A 21,374-nucleotide genomic window follows, 5' to 3' on the forward strand; every position below is an offset into this window, starting at 1 on the left:
CGCCACACAGAAGGCCGGTCCGTTCCCCTTCCCTTTTGTGACGGGAGGGGGGAACGGACCGGCCGGCCGTGCCCGTGGGGGGTTCGTGGGGGTTACCAGAGGGTTACCGGGGGGCGCCCACCGTCTTGCCGTCGGGGCTCACGGCATACCAAGTGCCGCCCACGCCCTGGCCGTTGGTGTCGCCGGGCTTTTTGTCCCCGGTGAAGGTGTACAGCGGCCAGCAGTCGATCGTCTGCTGCTTTCCGCCGTCCGGGCGGTCGTAGGTCATGTAGCCCTTCTTGGTGATGCCCTTGGTGTCGGCCTTGTCGACAGGGGCGACGGCGGGCCACTTATCGGCGCAGGCGCCCACGCAGTTGGACTTGATGGGCCAGGCGGTGTCCTTGGTGAAGCGGTAGACGGTCATGCCGTTCTTGTCGACGACGATCTCGCCGAGCTTCGGGTCCTTGCGGGTGGACAGGCCCGCGGGGTCGGCGGGGGTGGCCTCGGCCGGGGCGGTCCGGGTGGGGTCGGTCTCGGTGGGGGCGGTTCCGGCCGCCGCGGGGGCGGCCTTCTTGCCGTCGGGGGCCGCGGCGTACCAGGCGCCGCCGACGCCCTGACCCTTGGCGTCGCCGGGTTTGGTGTCCTTCGCGTACCGGTACATCGGCCAGCCGTCGATCGTGAGCTGCTTGGTGCCGCCGACGCCGGTGACCTCGCCGAGCAGGGACCCGTCGACGCCCGGCGCGGCCTTCGCCCCGTCGGCGGGCGCGGCGGGCCAGAGCTTCAGACAGGCGGCGTCGCAGTTGGACTTGGGCGGCTGGGCGGTGTCCTTGTCGAAGCGGTAGAGCGTGAAGCCCGCGCTGTCGGTGACGACCTTCCCGAGCTTCTTGCTGTCCCACACGGCGAGTTGCCCGGCCGGTTTCGCCTTGGCGCCCGCGCCCTCGTCCGCGGCGCCGGAGTCGGCTCCGTATCCGTCGCCCGCGCCGTAGCCGTCGGCCTTGGCGGGTGCTTCGTTGCCCACGTTCTGGCCGTTCGGAGACTGGTCGCCCTTTTCCTGGCCACACGCCGTCGTCAGCGCCAGCAGGGCTGCGGCCGTCGCTACGAGCGAGGCGCTCCGCCTGGCCCGAGGGGCTCGCCCACTTGGATGCCGCATCTGTAACTCCCGCTGTTCGCTTGGGTGTTGTGGCGCCTTTTTGCGTCACACATGGCCCTAGGTACGGGCGGGGACGGCCGTCGCGTTCAACGGGTCCGCGAAATTCTTCGCGCGCGTCGGAGGTACGCGCCCGGCAGTACGCGTCGGAGGTACGGGACGGGCGGCGGGCGGGCGGGGCGTCAATCCGAGGCGGCGACGCCTCCTCCCTTCGGGGTATTCGGCCGCCGTCCGGCATGTATGGGGTGGACGCCGCCCATGATCTCCGTCGTGCATGGAACTTCGCGGGTCCTGTCGTCCGTCGTCTCACGCGTACTGACGCTCCTGGCACTGGGGTTGCTGCTCGGCGCCTCCGCCACCACCGGTGCGGCCGTGGCCGGCGACTGCGCGTACGCGTCGATCGGCAAGGGCGGTTCTTCCTCGGGCGGCGGCACGGTGGCCGTGTCCGGTGACGGCGCCGACTGCTGGGCGGGGCCCACGCACCGCCCGAAACCGCCACCGCCTCCGCCGCCTCCCCCACCGCCCCCACCGCCGCCACCTCCTCCCCCGCCTCCACCGCCGCCTCCCCCGCCGCCTGAGCCACCGCCGGCTCCGAAGCCACCGCCGCCCGCGGCGAGGCCGGCGCCCGAGCCGGTGCCATCCCTCACCCCGCCTCCGCCTCCACCGCCCGCACCCGATCCGAAGCCGACGGCCAAGCCGAAGCCTCCTCCCGCCCGCCCCAGCACGTCCAAACCACCGCCGCCCGTGACCTATCCGGCGTACCACTCCCCGACCCGCAAGCAGCCGCGTCGCAGCGGCCCGTCCCTCGTCTCGCTCACCCTGCTCATCACCGCGCCCGCGGTGCTCGCCGTCGCCGCGCTGCGCCCGCGCTGACCCGCCGGAGGTTTCCATGTCGGAATGGCTTGTTCTCACCCTCGCGATGGTGGCCGCTTGCGGTGTCGTACTCCTCGTGACCCTGCTGCGGCACCGCAGGACCGGCGCCGACTACGACGCGTCGGAGACACCGGACGTCATCGAGTACATGACCATGATGATCGGCGTCGTCTACGCCATTGTCCTCGGTCTGGCCATCGCGGGCGTCTGGGAGGCGCGCGGCGCCGCCCAGGAACACGTCCGTGTCGAGGCCCAGGCCCTGCACGAGATCTCGGAGCGCGCCCGGGTCTATCCGGAGGACGTCCGGGAACGTATTCGCGCCGATGTCCACACATATGTCAGCCATGTCGTCACCAAGGAGTGGGACACCATGGCGGCCAAGGGCGAACTCACCGACCGCGGCGCGGATCTGCTGGCCCGCGTCCGCCACGACGTGACCGACTACGAACCGAAGTCGGACTTCGAGGCGCAGGCGTACCAGCCACTGGTGGACGAGGTGGCGGCCGCGGACGACGCGCGCAGCTCACGGGGGGACAGCGCGGGGGCGACCATGCCGGGTGTGGTGTGGTTCGGCCTGATCATCGGGGGTCTCGTCACGATCGGCATGATCTTCGCGCTCCAGATCCGCCGCACACCACGCGAGCTGCTCCTCGCCGGCCTCTTCTCCGCCCTGTTCGCCTTCCTGCTCTTCCTGATCTGGGACTTCGACGCCCCGTACAGCCGGGGAGTCTCGGCGACGGCGGAACCGTTCAGGGCGCTCTTCCCCCACCTCGGCGGCTGACGCCGCTCCTCATGGCGGGCCCGCTTCCGTGCGCCGCGGAGGCTGAGGTGGACGGGGGTGTCGCCCGGGCGGGCGGTGTCCCGGGTGCTCACCGAGACCCACACTCATGAACGCATCCCCTCCCTGCCCCGGCCCTCGATGGCCGTGAACCGTGCTGCGCCGGGCGTCGGTCCGGCGCATTCTGGTGCCATGGCCTGGCAGACACCGATCGTCGTCCATCCGCCCGCCGCCGACGGCGGGCGGCGGGTCACCGTGCGCGGACAGGACGTGGGCGTCGCGCGCAGCGACCGTGACCTGGAGGAGTTCCTGCGGCGCGCGGGGCTCGGCGAGGCCGACATCGCGCTCGACGACCCTTGCCTCGTCGAGTGGCGCGGCGGGCCCCACCAGTGGCTCTGACCAGGACCCGTCGGCTCCCCGTAGAGGCGCATCCCTTCCCATACCGTCCGGCCCTCTCCTATGCGCCGCGCCGGGCCGTTCCCCCGCCCGGCGTACCGGATTGCCCCGTTCGCACCACACCGTTCGCGGCCGTGCGGGGGCATACCTAGCGTTTCCGGCATCGAGGTGCATTCCAGGCGTCAGCGGAAGAAGGTCCGCGGCTGCTCCTCGGGGACCCGGAGGATCCACCCATGCACGCGATACGCGTCGCTTCGGCCGCTCTGCTCACCGCCACCGTCCTGACCCTCACCATCCCGCCCGCGTCGGCGGCCGTCACGGGTGACGAGAACAACAACAACATCACCTCGTTCGGCTTCCGCGTGACCCCCTCGACCATCGCGGCGGGCGGACAGGTCACCCTCAGCGTCGACGGCTGCGAGGGCGACACCAAGGTCACCTCCGGGATCTTCGACGACGCCCACATCCCCAAGGGGCAGACCACCACCACGGCCCAGGTGTTTAGGGACGCCAAGCCAGGGGCGATGTACGAGGTGACGTTCGACTGCAAGGGTGAGATCGGCAAGACGGACCTCACCATCGCCACCGGCCGCCCCGACAACAACGGCCACCGGGACCCCACCCACAACAAGGGGGTCAAGGCCGGTATCGGCGGCAGCCTCGGCGGGCTCGACCTGCACGAGATCGCCCTCGGCAGCGCGCTGATCCTCGGCGCCGTCGGCGCCGCGTACTACAAGTCCCGCCGCCGCACGGGTGAGAACAACTCCTGACCCGCGCCGCACCGGCGAGGGCCACCCCTGGCCCGCTTCGCCGCCGACACCGCTTCGCCCCTGGGACGTCTCCAAACCCCGGGGGCGAAGCGGTGTCTCGTGCGGTGCGGCGGCGTCACGTGCGGTGGGGGCGCGGGCGCGAGGGGCGCGGACCGACCGCGGCGCGGAAGGGGGGCGCGCCGGGTCGCCCGTCGGCTCAGGTCCGGTTCTCGGACCGGCGGCGCATCCAGAACACCCCGCCGCCGACGACGGCCGCGGTCACCAGCGCGCCGCCGATCGCGATGTCGGTGCCGCTCGCCCCCGACTGCGAGCTGCCACCGAAGCCACCGCGCACACCGCCGTGGATGACGGTGAACGCGGCCGGGCGCATGAGCGTCTTGCCGCCGCAGTGGGCCGTGATGTCGTACGCGCCCGGGGTGACGTGCTTGTGGATGACGGCGGTGGCGCTCGACGTGGTGCCGCCGTGGATGGCGTGCAGGTGCGCGTCCGAGAAGGCGGGCGAGGTGACCTTGCCGCCGTGCTGGCAGGACGAGCCGTCGACCGTGACCGTCAGGTGCCCGCCCCTCGGGATCACGCTCGGCATGGCCACGATGTTGGTCGGGTCGGCCCACGCGGACGCGGCCGGGGCGGCGAGCCCGACGACCGCGCCCGCCGCGGCGGCGACCGCGAGGGCGCGAGTGGTACGCATACGAGAAGTACGCATGGCAATCCTCCGCGAAAGGCGCCCCGGGGGTACCGTCCCCGGTCGATCGGTGAGAGCGCCTCCCAGACAGACCCTCAGATGCGGCACGCGGCCCCGCATTTCGGGGATCGGCCGTCCTGGTGAGACGACACGCCGGGACGCGCGCGCACCAGTGGACATCACCGCAGGTCACGGACCGTCAGAAATTTCCTGCCGGTGGCCGCCCCGGATGGCGCACTCGCCGGGGGCCGCCACCCGTTCGCTCCCGCCCTTTCGCACCCCGCGCGCCCCGCGTTTAGCGTTCTCGTACGCGCTACGGACGCGGCGCGCCCGCCGCGTTGAGAGGGGATAGAGAATGCCTTCGTCCCATCCGGCCGACGAGTTCCGATTCCAGGATGCCCAGGAGGACGAAAAGCAGAAGAAGCGCGCCCCCTGGGGTGTGATGGCGCTTGTCCTGCTGACCGGCCTCGCGCTGATCCGCAACGGCGCGGGAGAATTCGACGTGGGGCCGCCGCAGCCCGCTTCCGCCGCGGCGGCGGACCGTACGCCCGAGGTGGACGCCGACGCCCCGGCGCCGCTGATCTTCTCGCCCGCCGAGCGCATCCGCATCAAGGGCATCCAGGTGGACGCCCCGGTCATCCCGGTGGGCCTGGACCCGGAGGGCTGGGTGGACGCGCCGCCGCCCGAGGACCCGAACCTCGCGGGCTGGTTCACGGGGGCCGTCTCGCCGGGCGAGAAGGGCACGGCGGTGGTCGTCGGCCATGTGGACAATCAGCAGGGCCCCGCCGTCTTCTACGGCCTGGGTTCCCTGGAGAAGGGAAACCACGTCGAGGTCAGGCGCAAGGACAAGAAGACCGCGATTTTCGAGATCTACGGCATCGAGGTGTTCGAGAAGGACAACTTCCCGGGAAAGCGGGTCTACGGAAACAGCGGAACTCCCGAATTGCGGGTCATCACCTGCGGCGGGGGTTTCTCCGAGCAGTCCGGATACGACGGGAACGTCGTCGCCTTCGCCCGCCTGACCGCGGTGCGCTGACAGCCTGCCGGGCTGCGCGCCGTCACGCGGACCGGGCGGGCGAACGGCACGCCGTTCCAGGTCCTGTCATGTCATGTCATGTAGCGGTTCGGCACCGTGAGGCGGTAGCCCGACGCCAGCAGGTCGGGGAGGTAGGTGCGCAGGGCCTCGACGCTGCCGGAACGGTCGCCGCCCGCGTCGTGCGAGAGGACGACGACGCCCGGCCCCGCGCCCGCGCGGACACGGCGCACGATGGCCCTCGCGCCCGGCTCGGTCCAGTCGAGGGTGTCGACGGTCCAGGCGAGTGGTTCCATGCCGTACTCGGCGCCCAGTTGGAAGGCGTTGCGGTCCCACGCACCGTAAGGGGCCCGGAACCACGCGGGGGGTTCGCCGGTCACGTGCTCGATGACGTCGCAGGTGCTCTCGATCTGGCGGCGCGTCGCCGCCCGGCCGAGCCTGGGCAGCAGCGGGTGGCTCCAGGTGTGGTTGCCGACGAGGTGCCCGTCGTCGGCCATCTCGCGCAGCAGGTCCGGATTGTCGGCGGCCATCTCCCCGCACACGAAGAACATGGCGCGCACGTCGTACTCGCGCAAGATCCGCAGGATGGCCGGGGTGTAGCGGGGGTCGGGGCCGTCGTCGAAGGTCAGCACCATCGAGCGGTCGTGCCGGTCCAGGCGCAGGATCGGGGCCTTGCGGACGCGCGGCACAGCGCGCGCGGCGCGGGGCGGCCCGTGGCCGGCCATGGGCTGGAGGCGGTACGCGGAGGGCTTGAGGGCGCGGGCGGCCGGTGGGCCCGCGGCGGCGGCGCCGCTCGGCGCGGTGGGCCCCGGGGCGGCCGAGGGGTCCGTGCCCGCGCAGCCGGCGGTGGCGGCGATGCCGAGTGCCGCGGCGGCGCGGAGCACCGTCCGGCGCCCCGGTGTCAGCTGATCGTCTTTCATGACTAATCCGTCGCACGGCCGAAGGCCCGTACGGGACAACAACACCGGGGCGGCCCCCGAAAGCACCCGATCAGACGCGGCGGCACCCGATCAGACGCGGCGGACCAGGGGGAAGGGCAGGGTCTCCCGGATGGTCAGGCCGGTGAGGAACATGACGAGCCGGTCCACGCCGATGCCGAGTCCGCCGGTGGGCGGCATCGCGTACTCCAGCGCGTCGAGGAAGTCCTCGTCGAGCTCCATGGCTTCGGGGTCTCCCCCGGCGGCGCGGAGCGACTGCGCGGTGAGGCGGCGGCGCTGTTCCACGGGGTCGGTCAACTCGGAGTAGGCGGTGCCGAGTTCGGTGCCGAAGGCGACGAGATCCCAGCGTTCGGCGAGGCGCGGGTCGCTCCGGTGCTGCCGGGTGAGCGGGGAGACGTCGGTCGGGAAGTCCTTGTAGAAGGTGGGCAGCTGTGTCCTCTCCTCGACGAGGCGCTCGTACATCTCCAGGACGACGTCGCCGCGGCCGTGGTCGGCCTTGTACGGGACGGCGGCCCGGTCGCAGTGCCGGTGCAGCTCCGGCAGCGGGGTGTCCGCGTCGATCTCGTCGCCGAGCGCCTCGGAGAGCGCGCCGTACACGGTCCTGACCGGCCAGGGCCCGGAGATGTCGTGTTCGGTGCCGTCCTTGTACGCTACCGGGCTGCCGAAGGCGGCGGTGGCCGCGCCCTGGATGAGTTCGCGGGTGAGGTCGAGCATCACGTCGTAGTCGGCGAAGGCCTGGTAGGCCTCCAGCATCGTGAATTCGGGGTTGTGCTTGTAGGAGACGCCTTCGTTGCGGAAGGTGCGGCCCATCTCGAAGACCTTCTCCATACCGCCGACGCAGAGCCGTTTGAGGTACAGCTCCGGGGCGATGCGCAGGTGGAGGTCGAGGTCGTAGGCGTTGATGTGGGTGGTGAAGGGGCGGGCGTTGGCGCCGCCGTGGATCTGCTGGAGCATCGGTGTCTCGACCTCCAGGTAGCCGCGGTCCAGGAGCCCCTGGCGCAGGGCCTGTACGGCGGTGGAGCGGGCCCGGACCACGTCGCGGGCGGCGGGGCTCGCGACCAGGTCGAGGTAGCGGCGGCGGACCTTGGCCTCGGGGTCGGTCAGGCCGCGCCGCTTGTCGGGCAGGGGGCGCAGGCACTTGCCGGCGAGCCGCCAGTCGGTGACGAAGACGGTGAGCTCGCCCTTGTCGCTGACGCCGACCGTGCCCGTGGCCGTGATGTGGTCCCCGATGTCGGCGTCGGCGGTGAAGCGGCCGAGCACATCCGCGCCCGACACGTCCCGGGTGAGGGCGAGCTGCCGGTCGCCCGACCAGTCGCGCAGCACGACGAAGACGATCCCGCCGAAGTCGCGTACGAGCATGACGCGGCCCGCGACCGTGACCTGACGGCCGATCAGGTCGCGGGTGATGGATACCAGTTCGTGGGTGCGGGGCGGTAGGCCCACCGGGTAGGGGTCCGTGCCCTCGGCCCGCAGCCGGTCGAGTGTGCGGTGCCGGACGCGGATCTGTTCCGGCGGCTTCGAGGCCGGGCCGGCCCCGGTGGCGCCGCCCCGCCCCGCGAGACCGAGGGCGGCGATGGAGGGCAGGCCTTCGGTGGTCGCGGGCCGGGCGACGCCACGCGGTGTCCCGTGCCCCTTGCCCCACAGCTTGCGCAGCGACGGCACGGAGACGAAGCCCTCGGCGATGCCGGAGGCCAGGCTGATGCGGGCGAGGGCGCCACTGTCGCCGTAGCAGATGAAGCGCGGGTACCACTCGGGGTGGTATTTGGCGTTGGAGCGGTAGAGCGCTTCGAGCTGCCACCACTTGGAGAGGAAGAGCAGCAGCCTGCGCCAGAGCCGCAGGACGGGCCCCGCACCGATCCGGGCACCCTCCTCGAAGACGGAGCGGAACACGGCGAAGTTGAGGGAGATACGGCGTACGCCGAACTTGGGTGCCGCCGCGCACAGTTCGGCGACCATGAACTCCATGACGCCGTTCGGCGCGGCGCGGTCGCGGCGCATCAGGTCCAGGGAGATGCCGTCCTTGCCCCAGGGGACGAGGGAGAGCAGGGCGAGGAGCCTGCCGTCGGCGTCGAGGGCTTCGACGAGGAGGCAGTCGCCGTCCTCGGGGTCGCCGAGGCGGTCGAGCGCCATGGAGAAACCGCGCTCGGTCTCGGTGTCCCGCCAGGCGTCGGCCCTGTCGATGATCTCCTCCATCTCCTCGTCGGTGAGGGTGGAGTGGCGGCGGATCCGGGCGGTGGCACCGCCGCGGCGCACGCGGTTCACGGCCTGCCGGGTCACGCGCATGTCCCGGCCGTGCAGGTCGAAGTCCGCGACGTGCAGGATCGCCTCGTCGCCCAGTTGTAGCGCGCCGAGCCCGCTCCGGGCGTACGCGGTGGCGCCGTCCTCGGAGGCACCCATCACGGCGGGCGCCCAGGCGTACCGCCGGGCGACGTCCAGCCAGGCGCCGATGGCGTGCGGCCAGGCCTCGCGGTCGCCGACCGGGTCGCCGCTGGCCAGGCAGACGCCCGCCTCGACGCGGTAGGTGACGGCGGCTTTGCCGCTGGGCGAGAAGACGACGGCCTTGTCGCGCCGGGTGGCGAAGTAGCCGAGCGAGTCCTGATCGCCGTACGCCCCGAGGAGTGCGCGGATGCGGGGCTCCTCGTCGCCGTGCAGGGCCGCTTCCATGCGCTGGGAGCGGAAGAGCGTGGCGGCGGCGCTCAGCAGGGCGAGCGCGCCGAACAGGCCGAGCCAGAAGAACAGCGGGCGCGGCGGTGCGCCCTGGAAGTACTCGTGGCCGTGGATGAGGCCGCCGAGGACGCGGTTCGCCGCCCACAGCAGGCGCTCGTGGCGGGGCAGTGTGCCGGGGAAGAGGGCGACGAGGCCCCAGCCGGCCAGGACGGCGGCGCCGAGGCCCGCGACCAGCACGGCGACGGCCCGCCGGACGGCGCCGCGGCGCGAGTCCGCGGAGAACTCGCCGCGGGCCAGGAGCAGCAGGACGAAGGCGGCGCCGCAGACGACGAACGACGGCAGGGACTCGGCCCAGAAGCCGAGCGCCGCGCCGAGCACATCGAAGGCGAGCAGCAGCCCCAGATAGATGACGACGAGCCACCACGCGACCTTCTTGCGGGCGCCGGTGGCGGCGGCGAGGAGGAAGAGGAAGACGGCGTACGCGAGGTTCGCGCTGACCGGGACCGTGACGAGGTCCAGGGCCCGGACGACGGGCATGAGCAGCCGGCGCAGCGGGGGGACGACCGCGAGGACCGCGCAGAACACGCCGAGGACGCCGAAGAAGGCGGCGAAGCCTTCGGGTACGCGGCCGAGGACGCCGTCCCAGCGTCGTGTCGGCCCTGCGGACCCCGCTGCCCCGGGGTTCTCCTCGCTGGCACTCATGGCACGACTCTAGGAAGACCAGTGGCGCGGCGCGCGGCGGGGAAGCGTGGCGCGTGCCGAGGAAGCGCGGCGCGCGGCAGGGAAGCGGGGGAAGCGCGGCACGCGGCGGAGAGGCTGAGGCGGCGCGGCACGGGCCGAGGCAGCGCGGCACGCGCGGAAGAAGCACCGCATGCAGCGGAAAAGCGCGGTACAGGGCACAGCAGCGCGGCACGCGGCGGAGAGGCGCGGCACGGGCCGAGGCAGCGCGGCACACAGCGGACAAACACGGCACACGCCGGGCGCGCGGTCACGCCGACAGATCGCGGGCGGTGGCGGAGGGGGCAGCGCTTCCTCGGCGCGTACCGCGCTGCTTCGGTGTGCGCCGCGCGCCACGCCTGCCCACAACCGGTCGGCGGGCCTCCGTTAGCCTCTCGACGTGAGCGAAGACCAGTCCCACCAGTTCGAACGCGGCACCGACGGGCCCAAGGTGATCGTCGTCGGCGTCGATGGCTCCGATTCATCGCTGCGGGCCGCGGCCTATGCCGGCGGCCTCGCGCGGCGCCAGCGGGCCCTGCTCGCCGTCGTCTACATCCAGCCGGTCCTCGCGGCGGGCGCCGCCCTCGGTGTGCCGGTGGCCGAGACGACGGACGAGATCGCCGAGGGGCTCATCGCGGAGATCAGGGCCGCGGCCGAGCGGGTGAAGGACATATTCGACGTCAGATGGGAGTTCCACACCTTCCACGGCGACCCCTACAGCGGTCTCGTCTCCGCCGCCGACGACCTGAAGGCCGACGCCGTGGTCGTCGGCGCCTCCGAGCAGGCGGGCCACCGCATCGTCGGGTCGGTCGCCGTCCGCCTCGTGAAGGCGGGTCGCTGGCCAGTCACGGTGGTGCCCTGACCGAGCCGTGACCGAGCCCGGACCGGCGGCCCCGGGCCGGGCGGCTCCTGTTCCGGGCGACGACCGTGCCGGGCGACGACCGTGCCGGGCAGCCCCCGTTCCGGCCGGCGCCCGGACGTCCTGAGCCGTCTCCCCCGGTGGTCGGACCGCCCCGGATGAACGCCTCAGGCGCAAGAGGTGTGGCGTCTTCCGTCGCGGCGCCCGCTGGGCCATCATGATCCGCCATCAGCCGATCGCCGTCCGCGAAGAGGTGGAGCTCATGGCGGGACTCCGTATGGGGCAGGGCGTGCTGCGCCGCAAGCCCATCGAGCACATCGAGGAGACGGAGGAGGGCGGGGGCCTCTCACGCACCCTCGGCCTCTGGCAGCTCACCGCCATCGGCGTCGGCGGCATCATCGGCGCCGGCATCTTCAGCCTCGCGGGAGCCGTGGCCAACGGCACGGCGGGGCCCGCCGTGCTGATCTCCTTCCTGATCGCGGGGGTCGCGAGCGCGGCCGCCGCGTTCTCGTACGCCGAGTTCGCCGGCATGATCCCGAAGGCCGGTTCCGCGTACACCTACGGCTATGTGGTGCTCGGCGAGCTGACCGGCTGGTTCATCGGCTGGGACCTGCTCCTGGAGTACACGGCGATCGTCGCGGTCGTCGCGATCGGCATCTCCGGCTACTTCGGCTTCCTCGTCGAGGAGATGGGCGCCGAGCTGCCCGCGTGGATGATGGGGGCGCCCGGCACCGGCAGCGGCCACAAGGTCGACCTCTTCGCCGCCGGGCTCTGCCTGCTCATCGCGTACCTGCTCACTCTCGGCATCAAGAACGCCGCGCGCTTCGAGATGGTCGTGGTCGTGCTGAAGGTGCTCGTGGTGCTGCTGGTGATCGCGGTCGGCTTCTTCCACCTCGACACCGGCAACTACAACCCCTTCTTCCCCTACGGGGTCGGCGGCGCGTTCACCGGGGCCGCGACGGTGTTCTTCGCCGTCTTCGGGTACGACGCCATGAGCACGGCCGCGGAGGAGTCCAAGGACGCGCAGCGGCACATGCCCAAGGCGATCCTGTACTCCCTCGCCATCTCGATGGTGCTGTACGTGCTCGCCTGCCTGGTCCTGACCGGGATGCAGAGCTACACGGAGGTCGACCCGGAGAGCGGGTTCTCCACGGCCTTCAAGTCGGTGGGGCTCGGCGGGCTCGCGGACATCATCGCGGTCGGTGCGATCATCGGCATCCTCACGGTGATGTTCACGTTCATGCTCGGCTGCACGCGCGTGTGGTTCTCGATGAGCCGGGACGGCCTCCTGCCCAAGTGGTTCGCGAAGACGCACGAGACGCGGCACGTGCCGACCCGTGTGACGTGGATCGTCGGCATCGCGTCGGCCGCCATCGCCGGTTTCCTGCCGATCGGCGAGGCGGCCGAACTCACCAACATCGGCATCCTGCTGGCGTTCGTCGTGGTGTGCGTCGCGGTGATCGTGCTGCGCTACAAGCGCCCCGACCTGCCGCGCACCTTCCGCACCCCGGGTATGCCGTTCGTGCCCGCGCTCGGCGTCGTCTTCTCCCTCTGGCTGATCACGTTCCTCCAGTGGCAGACCTGGGCGCGGTTCGCCGTGTGGTTCGGCCTCGGACTCGTCGTGTACTTCGGCTACTCCTACCGCAAGTCGGAGCTGGCCGAGGCGGAGCGGGACACCGGCGAGTAGCCCTCGCGGTCACTCGCCCATCGCCAGGCCGTCCTTGCCCGCTCCCCTGCTCAGCACCACGCGGCGGATCCGGTCGCGTACGTCGCGGACGTCCGCCCCGCGGTCGAGCGCGGCGTTGAGGTCGACGACGCGGCCCGCGGCCGTGTCGAACCACATCGGGAGGAACTCGGCCTTGCGCACCTTCCACCGCCCACCCGGCTCGGTCGGCCGCGCGAAGGTGAAGCGGCCGATGGAGTTCTGGTTGCCGCGCGGGTCATGGGCGCCCTCGTGGTTGATCATGCTGCCGGCGATCTGGTCGCCCATGCCGTAGATGATCCAGGTGCCGTTCACCTTCTCGTACGCCTGGGGGACGTGGGCGTGGGTGCCGATGATCAGGTCGATGTCCGGGCGGCCGCCCGTGCGGGACTTCGTGAGCTGCTTGCCGAGGCGCAGCTGTTTCCCGTCGGGGGCGGTCTGCCACTCCGTGCCCCAGTGCAGGCTGACGACGACCACGTCCGCGCCCGCCTTGCGCGCCACCCGGGCATCCGCGACGATCTTGCCGCGGTCGATCAGGTCGACCGACCAGGGCTTGCCCTTCGGCATCGGGTAGCCGTTGGTGCCGTACGTGTACGCCAGCTGCGCGACCTTGGCGCCGCCGGCCCGCAGCCACGCCGGTTTCTTGTCCTCGGCGGCGGAGCGGGCCGTTCCGGCGTGCTTGACGCCCGCCTTGTCGAGCGCGTCCAGGGTGCGGCGCACGCCTGCCGCGCCGTCGTCCAGGGAGTGGTTGGAGGCGGTGGAGCACGAGTCGTACCCGGTGGCCTTGAGGCCGCGGGCGATCTGCGGCGGGGACTTGAAGCTGGGGTAGCCGCTGTAGTCGCCCTGCGCGCCGTACACCGTCTCCATGTGGCAGATCGCCAGGTCGGCCCGGGAGACGACCCGCTGGGCGCCCTTGAGCATCGGTTCGAAGTCGTAGCCATCGCCCTGCGCGTCGGCGGCGGCCTGGCGGATGACCGAGGAGTGCGGGAGGACGTCCCCGGAGGCGACGAGGGTGAAGCCGCGCCGCTCGGCCGCGCCGCCGCTCGCCGGGGAGTGGGCCGGGCCGGGGTCGGAGGCGGCGGTGCGGTGCGCCGTGCCCCGGGGGATGGCGGGCTCGGCGGTCCGGGGGTCCGGCCCCGCCGCGCAGGACGAGACGCCCGCGATGAGGAAGGCCGCCGCCGCGCCCGTCACCGCGGTGGTCACCGGTCGCCGTCGCGGTCGCCGTGGCCGTCGTCGTGCGGCCCGGACTGCTGGTCCCGGCCGGGGCCGTGGGGTGGGCCGTGGGGTGTCTGTGACCCCTGTGAGCTGTGCGTTCCGTACGTGGTGCGTCATCGATGAGGCTCCGCGAAAGGGTTGATGTCTGTTTATATGAATAAATGTGCGGAGCTACCGGTGAATCATGCAGCAATGCCGCCGCAGTCCCCGAAAGGGAGTCAAACCCTTAGGCCCTGTGACGCGAACAACACGGGGCTGCTCACCTGCGAGGAAACCGTCGACCGGGTCAAGGGTCGGCAAAACGCCTTGCTCGGCACCCCCGTTGAGTAATCGGCTGTCCTCATCCGTGTTCCGGAGTTGGGGGGCCAGAGGCCGGTGACGCGCACGGACCGGAGGAAGGCGGAGCGGGATGCTGCACGAGAGCAGAGGCAACACGGAAGGCCCCCGGGGCGGCGAACTGGCCGTGCCCATGGCGTGGTTGTACGCCGAGTACATCGCCGACGAGCTGTTGCGCACGGGCGATCTGATGCCGCCCACGTCGTTCGAGTACCGCGCGGGGCGTGACGCGCTCGCGCTGACGATCTTCCTGTCGGACAGCCGGGGCGAGCTCTCCGGCATCCGGGTGATCACCCAGCTGGAGACCTGGCTCTCCCTGACGGAGTACGACCAGGCGTGGCAGGAATGGGTGCGTGAGCGGATGGAACTGCTCCTGGAGGAGGCCGCGGGGCAGGCCGGGCCGGACCTGGAGCTCGCCGAGCTGGCCTGGCGGTGGCTGGAGGAGACCGAACTGCTCGCACCGGACCTGGACGCGGTGCCGGGCGGCGGAGCTCTGCCGGGCGGCGAGGAGGACGGGCCGAAGGTGTGGACGCCCGCCTGGCGGCTCGGGCTGCCCCTAGGGCACCTCGCGATCCACCTGTTCTGACGCCGCGGGCCGATTGACGCGGGTGAGTGACGTGGCCGAGTGGCGCGGCTGAGTGATTCGGTGGCCCCTTGCGTACCGGAGGGCAATCAGCACCACTCACCGTGAGGAACGCCATGAGGTCCCTGGAGCGGCACCGTGACGCCGGTGCCTACGCGCTCGGCGTGCTCGACGAGGCGGACACGTTCCGGTTCGAGGAGCACCTCGCGGGGTGCCCCGCGTGCGTTCTCGCGCTCGACGAACTGGAGCCGCCTGCACGGCAGTTGGCAGCCTATGGCCGGGCGACGCACGCCGCCGCCGTGGCGCCGTGCGCGGCCCCCGGCGCGGAGCTCGTGGAACGGGCCCTGAGCGAGGTCGGCCGGGTGCGCTCGGCCCGGCGCGGGGTGCGGTGGTGCGCGCTCGCCCTCGCCGCCGTCCTCGTCCTCGGCGCGCCCGCCGTGGCGCTGATGACGGCCGCCGGTGGCGGGCGTGGCCCGGAGCGGATCAGCGCGCGGGACGACCGCAGCGGGGTCCGCGGCACGCTGACGGCCCGTGAGCGCGCTTGGGGAACGGAGCTCGTGCTCGCGGTCCGGGACCCGGCACCGGGGGCGGAGGTGTGCGAGTTGGTCGCCGTCGGCGAGGACGGTGCGGAGCACACGGTCACCACCTGGCGCACCCGCGCGGCGCGGACCGTGGAGATCCCGGCCGCCGCGGCGCTGCGGCAGGGGCAGACGGACCGGTACGAAGTACGGACGGCAGGCGGGGAACGATTGCTGACGCTACGACCATAGGGATGCGTACGGTCATACAGGGCCGCTCACTTCAGCAACCGCGACAACCTCCGGTCCGCCAGCGGTTTCCCGCCCGTCTGGCACGTGGGGCAGTACTGGAGGGAGGAGTCGGCGAAGGACACCTCCCTGATCGTGTCGCCGCACACGGGACACGGCTCGCCGGTGCGGCCGTGCACGCGCAGCCCGCTCTTCTTCTCGGCCTTGAGACGGCCCGCCGCCACCCCGTGCGAGCGCTCCACCGCCTCGGTCAGCGTGGTCCGCAGTGCCTGGTGCAGCCCGCGTACCTCCTGTTCGGTAAGACTTGACGTCAGCTTGAACGGGGACATGCGGGCCGCGTGCAGGATCTCGTCGCTGTACGCGTTGCCGATGCCGGCGATCAGGCTCTGGTCGCGCAACGCGCCCTTGATCTGACGTCGTTCACCCGTCAGGAGCCGCGCCAAGCGCTCCTCGTCGAAGTCCGGGGCGAGCGGATCGGGCCCGAGGCGGGCGATGCCCGGGATCTCGTGCGGCGCCTCGGCCACGTACACCGCGAGGCGCTTTTGCGTGCCGGCCTCCGTGAGGTCGAAGCCCTCCCCCGTGTCCAGGGCGACGCGCAGGGCGAGCGGGCCCTTGCCGGGGCGCGGGGTGCCGTCGGGGAGCCGGTCCTTCCACTGGAGCCAGCCGGCGCGGGCGAGGTGCGTGACGAGGTGCAGCCCGCCGGCGTCGATGTCCAGGAACTTGCCGTGCCGTGCCACGGACGTGACCGCGCGGCCTTCGAGGGCGGTGAGCGCAGGGTCGTACGTCTTGAGGACGCTGATCGCGACGGGCAGTACGCGGACGATCTCGCGGCCGATCAGCCGACCCGTCAGAAAGTCCTTCAGGGCCTCGACTTCGGGCAGTTCCGGCATGGCTCTCCCTCACACCCGCTCTTCCTCACACCCGGTCGCTCCTCGCGGGGACGATGAACTCGCACCACACGCACTTGCCGCCGCCGCGCGCGTCCACTCCCCACACGTCCGCGAGCAGGTCCACCAGGAGCAGGCCGCGGCCGGACACCCCTTCCTCGCCCGCCTCGCGGCGGCGCGGCAGGGCGCTGGAGGAGTCCTCCACGTCGACGCGCAGCCGCCGGTCGGCGCCGGTCAGGACGCGCAGGGTGACTACCGCGGCTCCGTCGGTGTGCATCAGCGCGTTGGTGATCAGCTCGTCGGCGACCAGTTCGATCTCGTCGGTCCGCTCGCCCGCGCCCCAGGCCCGCACCGCGGCCCTGATCATGTGCCGGGCCTCGGCGAGCGCCTCCGGGTCGCTCGGCGCCACGTGCTGCTGGAGGCGGCCGCCCGAGCGGGGCGCGTCGCGCATGCGGCGGCGCAGCAGGAGCAGTGCGGCGTCGTCGTCCCCGCCCCGGCCGTCGACGATGCCGCAGAGCCGGTCGGCGAGTTGGGACAGGTCGCGGGGGCCGTCCGCGGCGAGTTCGGCGAGGGCCTGCATGCCGTCGTCGAGATCGGCCCCCGGCACTTCCACGAGGCCGTCGGTGCAGAGCAACAGGGTCTGCCCGGGGTCGAGTTCGAGGGTGGTGACGGGGTAGTCGAGCCGCCCGAACTCGGCGGACAGGCCGAGCGGCAGGCCGCCGTCGACGGGCACCCTGCGGCAGGAGCCGTCGGCGAGCTGGAGGAGCGGGTCGATGTGCCCGGCCCGTACGAACTGCACCACGCCGGTCGTCAGGTCGGCCTCCGCGTACAGGCAGGTCGCGAAGCGGTCGGTGTCGAGTTCGTGCAGGAAGCCGGAGGCGCGGGCCATGACGGTGGCGGGCATGTGCCCTTCGGCGGCGTAGGCGCGCAGCACGATGCGGAGCTGGCCCATGACGGCCGCCGCGTGGGTGTCGTGGCCCTGGACGTCGCCGATGACGGCCCCGACCCGGCTGCCGGGCAGCGGGATCACGTCGTACCAGTCGCCGCCGATGTCCCGGCCGAGCGCCGCCGAGCGGTACCGCACGGCGATCTCCGCGCCCGGCACCCCGGGGATGGTGCGCGGCAGCATCGCCTGCTGGAGGCCTTGGGCGAGGTCCTTCTCCTGTTCGTAGAACATGGCGCGCTGGAGGCTCTGCGCGATGCTGCTGCCGAGCGCGAGCAGGACGTTGCGCTCCTCCACGGTGAAGCCGCTCTTGTGCTGGTAGAGCAGGCCGAGGGCGCCGATGGGCCGGGCCTGCGCGATCAGGGGCAGGTAGGCGGCCGAGGTGATGCCGAGACCGGCGATGTGCGGCCACAGCAACGGGTAGGACCGCGCGAAGTCCTCGGCGCTCTCGATGTAGCGCGGCGCGAGGGTGCGCACGACCTCGCTCATCGGATACGGCTCGTCGATGCGGGTCACCCGTGTGCCCGGCACGAAGCTGCCCGCGGGGCCCTCGGCGACCAACCGGATCCGCCCGGCCTCGACCAGGCCCATGACGAGGTTCGACGCCCCGAGGTGGGCGAGGCCGTGGGTGTCCTTCAGTACGTCGATGACGTCGCCCACCGTGCGGGCGTGGGCCAGCGCCGCCGTGGTGCCCTGGACGATGCTGGTGGTGCGCCGCCGCTCTGCGTCCTCGTTGACGGGTTCCCGCGCCGCGGGCGGGGTGTCGCCGAGCTCGCGGGTGGCGTCCCTGACGATGCCCACGATGCGGCCGGGGCGGCCGGTGGCGTCGCGCAGGATGCACCCGTGGGTGTGGGTCCAGCGCATCGCCCCGCCGCGGCAGCGCACCCGGAAGTAGGCGCCGTAGGTCTGGCTGCCGTCCTTCAGGGCGTGCGCGACGATCTGGTCCAGGCGGTGCGCCTCCACGGGCGGGACGCGGGCGGCGAGGGTCTCGGGGCGGCCGTCGTATTCGTCGGGGCGTACGTCGAAGACCTCGTGGGCGGTGGCGTCCATGCACATGAGGCCCGTGTCGAGGTCCCAGTCGAAGCAGCCCATGCGCAGCGCGGCGCCGTACAGCTCCATGAAGCAGCCGAGCGGCTCCGCGGCCGGCTGTGCACAGCGGCAGTGCCCCGTCGGGTGGTGCCAACCGGTACCCGCGTCCATGGGGCCACGCTAGGCGGAGCCCCGGGTGCGCGCACGTGGGGGAAGCGGCGCGCGGGGCTCCGGGCGGGTACGGCCGGGCGGCCGGGGACTGCGCTCGGCCGGCCCAGGGACGCTGATCGTGTGGCTCGCGTCCGCGCCCGGTCAGCTGTCGAAGGTGCCCGGGTCGCTGTCGGAGAGGGGGTTCTCGGACAGCTCGGGGTCGTCCGGCACGAGGCCTCCGGTGTCGGGCTCCTGCTCCGAGGGCCCGTCGGGCGGGGTCGGCGGCGACGGAGGCGACGGGCAGCCGGGCGGGAGCGCCGAGGGGGCTTCCTGCGGGGTGTCCGAGGGCCCGGGCGGGCTCGGGCAGTCGGTCGGGGCCGTGTCCGGGTCGCCGGGGACGACGTCCTCGTCCGGCCGGTCCTCATCGGGGTCCTGGCTGCGGTCGCGGTCCTGGCCGGGTTCCGTGGGCTCGGACGGCTCGTCCGAGGGCGTCTCGCCGGAGTCGGTGGGCGTGGGGGTCCGGGGCGGCTTCGGGGTCGGGGTGGGCGGCACCGGCGGCTTGGTCACGCGGTCCCGGTCCCCGTGCTCGTCGCCGGTCTTCCGTTCGATCCAGGTGTTGTCGACGATGTTCACGATGACGATGTTGATGACGGGCCGCGGCGCCGGCGTCACCACGATCACGCGCGTCGGCTCGTAACCGCTCCAGGGGCGGCCGTTGTGGCGGGGCGTGCCCTTGAGGGCGACGGGCGGCTTCAGCGGGTTCCCGCACGCGCAGCGGACCCGCGGCAGTCCCCGCGCGTCGACCAGGACGGCTGTGCCCGCCTGGAGGACGGACTGGTAGCCCGTCGCGGAGCCACCGCGGAAGCCGTGGTTGGTCACGCGCGTGTCGGCCCGCAGGACGACGGGGGTCAGGCCCCGCAGGAAGTCCGGGATCGCCGCTTGTTCGATGCCGGAGACCCGCGCGAAGGCCCGGGCCCTGGCCCGGTCGGCGGTGAGGAGACGCACCTGCCGGTCGACGTCGCAGCTGCCGACGGCGCGTGTGCCGCCGTACAGGCCCGGCGTGCCGCCCGGGACGGAGCGGGTGCCCTGCGGGGTGGCGGAACCGGTGGGCGGGGGTTGCGGCGAACGGGTGACGGGCGGCGGGCTCGCGGCGGTCCTCGCGGTGGAGTCGGTGAACGGGTCGGGGCCCTGCGCGGCGACGGGCTGCATGAACAGTTCCCGCCCGCTGTCCGCGGCGTCTTTGCCGCCGTCGCCGGAGCAGCCCGCCGCCGCGAGGGCCGCGGATATCGCGAAGGTCGTCGCGTAGGTCCTGGTCGATGCGCGCACGGGCACTCCCGCCATGGGTCATTGAGGTTGCCGGTTCCTTCGCCCCGCTTCTTCCTGCTTCGCCGGGTGAGGGCTTCCGTCATTGTCTGCGGGGGCGTGCGGCGCCTCGCAAGCCGAGAAGATCACCCGGCGGCACAATGGGGGCGTGGAATGGTTCACCGCGGACGCGTACGGCACGAGCCGGCTGGTCTTCCAGCGGGGCCTGGCCGCGCTCTATCTCGTGGCCTTTCTGGGCGCCGCCCTCCAGTTCCGTGCGCTCATCGGCGAGCGCGGGATGCTGCCCGTGCCGAGGTACGTGGAGCGGGTGCCGTTCCGGCGGGCGCCGAGCCTCTTCCAGCTCCACTACTCGGACCGGTTCTTCGCGTGCTGCGCGTGGACGGGCTGCGCGGTCGCGGTGGCGCTGCTCGCGGGCGCCGACGGCCTGCTCCCGCTGTGGGGCGCGATGCTGCTGTGGCTGCTCCCTTGGGCGCTCTATCTCTCCATCGTCAACGTCGGGCAGACCTGGTACGGCTTCGGCTGGGAGTCCCTGCTCCTGGAAGTGGGCTTCCTCGCGGTCTTCCTCGGCAACGACGACGTCGCGCCGCCGATCCTCGTGCTCTTCCTGCTCCGCTGGGTGCTCTTCCGCGTGGAGTTCGGCGCCGGGCTGATCAAGATGCGCGGCGACGCGTGCTGGCGCGAGCTCACCTGCCTGTACTTCCACCACGAGACGCAGCCGATGCCGGGCCCGCTGAGCTGGTTCTTCCACCATCTGCCGAAGCCCCTGCACCGGGTGGAGGTCGCGGCCAACCACGTCACGCAACTCTTCGTGCCGTTCCTGCTGTTCGCCCCGCAGCCGGTGGCGACGGGCGCGGCCTGCCTGATGATCGTGACCCAGCTGTGGCTGGTCCTGTCCGGCAACTTCGCCTGGCTGAACTGGATCACCATCGTGCTCGCGGTGTCCGCCGTGGACTTCTCCCCCTGGCACACTCCGACGCGGTACGCACCGGCCCCGCTCTGGTACGAGGTGCTGGTCATCGCCGTCACCTCGGGCCTCCTGGCGCTCAGCTACCGCCCCGTGCGGAACCTGTTGTCCCGGCGGCAGGTGATGAACTGCTCCTTCGACCCGCTGCACCTCGTCAACGCGTACGGCGCGTTCGGCAGCGTCAGCCGGGTCCGCCAGGAGATCGTCATCGAGGGTACGGCGGATCCGCGGCCGCGCGAGGACTCCGAGTGGCTCGCCTACGAGTTCAAGGGCAAGCCCGGCGATGTGCGGCGCTGGCCGCGCCAGTTCGCGCCCTATCACCTGCGGCTGGACTGGCTGATGTGGTTCGCCGCGCTCTCCCCCGCGTACGCGCGCACGTGGTTCGGTCCGCTGGTGGAGCGCCTCCTGGACGAGGACCGCGACACGCTGCGGCTGCTGCGCCACTCGCCGTTCCCGCCCGGTTCCCCGCCGACGCACATCCGCGCCCGGCTGTACCGCTACCGCTACACCACCTGGCGCGAGCTGCGCGAGACGGGCGCCTGCTGGGAGCGTACGTACGTCCGCGATTTCCTGGCACCGACGAAGCTCGCCCCGCCCGCTCGGAGGCCGTAGACGCGGCGCGCCGTCCCGCCGAAG

18 protein-coding genes are annotated in these 21,374 nt (G+C 72.5%); 10 read left to right on the top strand and 8 right to left on the bottom strand.

The window, feature by feature from the left end; all coding sequences use genetic code 11:
• Positions 1-103: 103 nt before the first annotated feature.
• Entirely contained in the window at positions 104-1,129 is a 1,026-nt protein-coding gene (locus tag ACOBQB_RS02660) for an SCO0930 family lipoprotein (RefSeq protein WP_423588447.1), read from the bottom strand.
• A 741-nt stretch (positions 1,130-1,870) separates the two neighbouring features.
• Between ACOBQB_RS02660 and ACOBQB_RS02665 the strand changes: the two genes are divergently transcribed.
• The 4 genes from ACOBQB_RS02665 to ACOBQB_RS02680 all read left to right on the top strand — a co-directional run bounded on the left by ACOBQB_RS02665 (position 1,871) and on the right by ACOBQB_RS02680 (position 3,943).
• Positions 1,871-1,999 carry a hypothetical protein gene (locus ACOBQB_RS02665; RefSeq protein WP_423588449.1) on the top strand — a complete coding sequence of 43 codons (129 nt, stop codon included), beginning with the start codon at positions 1,871-1,873 and terminating at the stop codon, positions 1,997-1,999.
• A 16-nt stretch (positions 2,000-2,015) separates the two neighbouring features.
• Positions 2,016-2,780: a hypothetical protein gene (locus ACOBQB_RS02670; RefSeq protein WP_423588450.1), complete on the top strand. Its 765-nt coding sequence runs from the start codon at positions 2,016-2,018 to the stop codon at positions 2,778-2,780.
• A 189-nt stretch (positions 2,781-2,969) separates the two neighbouring features.
• Complete coding sequence (locus tag ACOBQB_RS02675) at positions 2,970-3,176, top strand: hypothetical protein (protein WP_423588452.1); 207 nt, start codon at positions 2,970-2,972, stop codon at positions 3,174-3,176.
• Positions 3,177-3,406: 230 nt separating this feature from the next.
• The gene (locus tag ACOBQB_RS02680) at positions 3,407-3,943 is read left to right on the top strand and encodes a hypothetical protein (protein WP_423588453.1); all 537 of its coding nucleotides are present in this window, start codon (positions 3,407-3,409) and stop codon (positions 3,941-3,943) included.
• A gap of 196 nt (positions 3,944-4,139) precedes the next feature.
• Here ACOBQB_RS02680 and ACOBQB_RS02685 read toward each other — a convergent pair whose 3' ends face one another.
• Positions 4,140-4,631 (bottom strand): hypothetical protein, encoded by a 492-nt coding sequence (locus tag ACOBQB_RS02685; RefSeq protein WP_423588454.1) that lies wholly within the window; start codon positions 4,629-4,631, stop codon positions 4,140-4,142.
• A gap of 349 nt (positions 4,632-4,980) precedes the next feature.
• On the opposite strand from ACOBQB_RS02685, the gene ACOBQB_RS02690 reads away from it, so the two are divergent.
• Positions 4,981-5,661 (top strand): class F sortase, encoded by a 681-nt coding sequence (locus ACOBQB_RS02690; RefSeq protein ID WP_423588455.1) that lies wholly within the window; start codon positions 4,981-4,983, stop codon positions 5,659-5,661.
• Between the two features lie 71 nt (positions 5,662-5,732).
• Here ACOBQB_RS02690 and ACOBQB_RS02695 read toward each other — a convergent pair whose 3' ends face one another.
• Both ACOBQB_RS02695 and lysX read right to left on the bottom strand, forming a co-directional pair.
• On the bottom strand, positions 5,733-6,578 hold the full coding sequence (locus ACOBQB_RS02695; RefSeq protein WP_423588457.1) for a polysaccharide deacetylase family protein: 846 nt from the start codon (positions 6,576-6,578) through the stop codon (positions 5,733-5,735).
• A gap of 90 nt (positions 6,579-6,668) precedes the next feature.
• Positions 6,669-9,965, bottom strand: a complete 3,297-nt coding sequence (lysX, locus tag ACOBQB_RS02700) for a bifunctional lysylphosphatidylglycerol synthetase/lysine--tRNA ligase LysX (protein ID WP_423588458.1) — start codon at positions 9,963-9,965, stop codon at positions 6,669-6,671.
• A 415-nt stretch (positions 9,966-10,380) separates the two neighbouring features.
• Here lysX and ACOBQB_RS02705 point away from each other — a divergent pair, with 415 nt between their 5' ends.
• The gene (locus ACOBQB_RS02705; protein WP_423588460.1) at positions 10,381-10,842 is read left to right on the top strand and encodes a universal stress protein; all 462 of its coding nucleotides are present in this window, start codon (positions 10,381-10,383) and stop codon (positions 10,840-10,842) included.
• Between the two features lie 259 nt (positions 10,843-11,101).
• On the top strand, positions 11,102-12,526 hold the full coding sequence (locus tag ACOBQB_RS02710; protein ID WP_423590351.1) for an amino acid permease: 1,425 nt from the start codon (positions 11,102-11,104) through the stop codon (positions 12,524-12,526).
• 9 nt (positions 12,527-12,535) lie between these two features.
• On the opposite strand, the gene ACOBQB_RS02715 is transcribed toward ACOBQB_RS02710, so the two are convergent.
• Complete coding sequence (locus tag ACOBQB_RS02715) at positions 12,536-13,744, bottom strand: CapA family protein (RefSeq protein WP_423588461.1); 1,209 nt, start codon at positions 13,742-13,744, stop codon at positions 12,536-12,538.
• 421 nt (positions 13,745-14,165) lie between these two features.
• Here ACOBQB_RS02715 and ACOBQB_RS02720 point away from each other — a divergent pair, with 421 nt between their 5' ends.
• Positions 14,166-14,678: a hypothetical protein gene (locus ACOBQB_RS02720; RefSeq protein WP_423588463.1), complete on the top strand. Its 513-nt coding sequence runs from the start codon at positions 14,166-14,168 to the stop codon at positions 14,676-14,678.
• A 113-nt stretch (positions 14,679-14,791) separates the two neighbouring features.
• Positions 14,792-15,445, top strand: a complete 654-nt coding sequence (locus ACOBQB_RS02725; protein WP_423588465.1) for a zf-HC2 domain-containing protein — start codon at positions 14,792-14,794, stop codon at positions 15,443-15,445.
• Between the two features lie 26 nt (positions 15,446-15,471).
• On the opposite strand, the gene ACOBQB_RS02730 is transcribed toward ACOBQB_RS02725, so the two are convergent.
• The 3 genes from ACOBQB_RS02730 to ACOBQB_RS02740 form a co-directional block, all read right to left on the bottom strand.
• The gene (locus ACOBQB_RS02730; RefSeq protein WP_423588466.1) at positions 15,472-16,332 is read right to left on the bottom strand and encodes an Fpg/Nei family DNA glycosylase; all 861 of its coding nucleotides are present in this window, start codon (positions 16,330-16,332) and stop codon (positions 15,472-15,474) included.
• A gap of 25 nt (positions 16,333-16,357) precedes the next feature.
• The gene (locus tag ACOBQB_RS02735) at positions 16,358-18,472 is read right to left on the bottom strand and encodes a SpoIIE family protein phosphatase (protein WP_423588468.1); all 2,115 of its coding nucleotides are present in this window, start codon (positions 18,470-18,472) and stop codon (positions 16,358-16,360) included.
• Between the two features lie 141 nt (positions 18,473-18,613).
• Positions 18,614-19,777 (bottom strand): DUF6777 domain-containing protein, encoded by a 1,164-nt coding sequence (locus tag ACOBQB_RS02740; protein WP_423588470.1) that lies wholly within the window; start codon positions 19,775-19,777, stop codon positions 18,614-18,616.
• A gap of 145 nt (positions 19,778-19,922) precedes the next feature.
• On the opposite strand from ACOBQB_RS02740, the gene ACOBQB_RS02745 reads away from it, so the two are divergent.
• A complete protein-coding gene (locus ACOBQB_RS02745; RefSeq protein ID WP_423588471.1) occupies positions 19,923-21,350 on the top strand; it encodes a lipase maturation factor family protein in 1,428 nt (475 codons plus the stop codon).
• Positions 21,351-21,374: the final 24 nt, after the last annotated feature.

It is taken from the genome of Streptomyces sp. G5(2025), assembly GCF_049542075.1.
Taxonomy (GTDB): Bacteria; Actinomycetota; Actinomycetes; order Streptomycetales; family Streptomycetaceae; genus Streptomyces.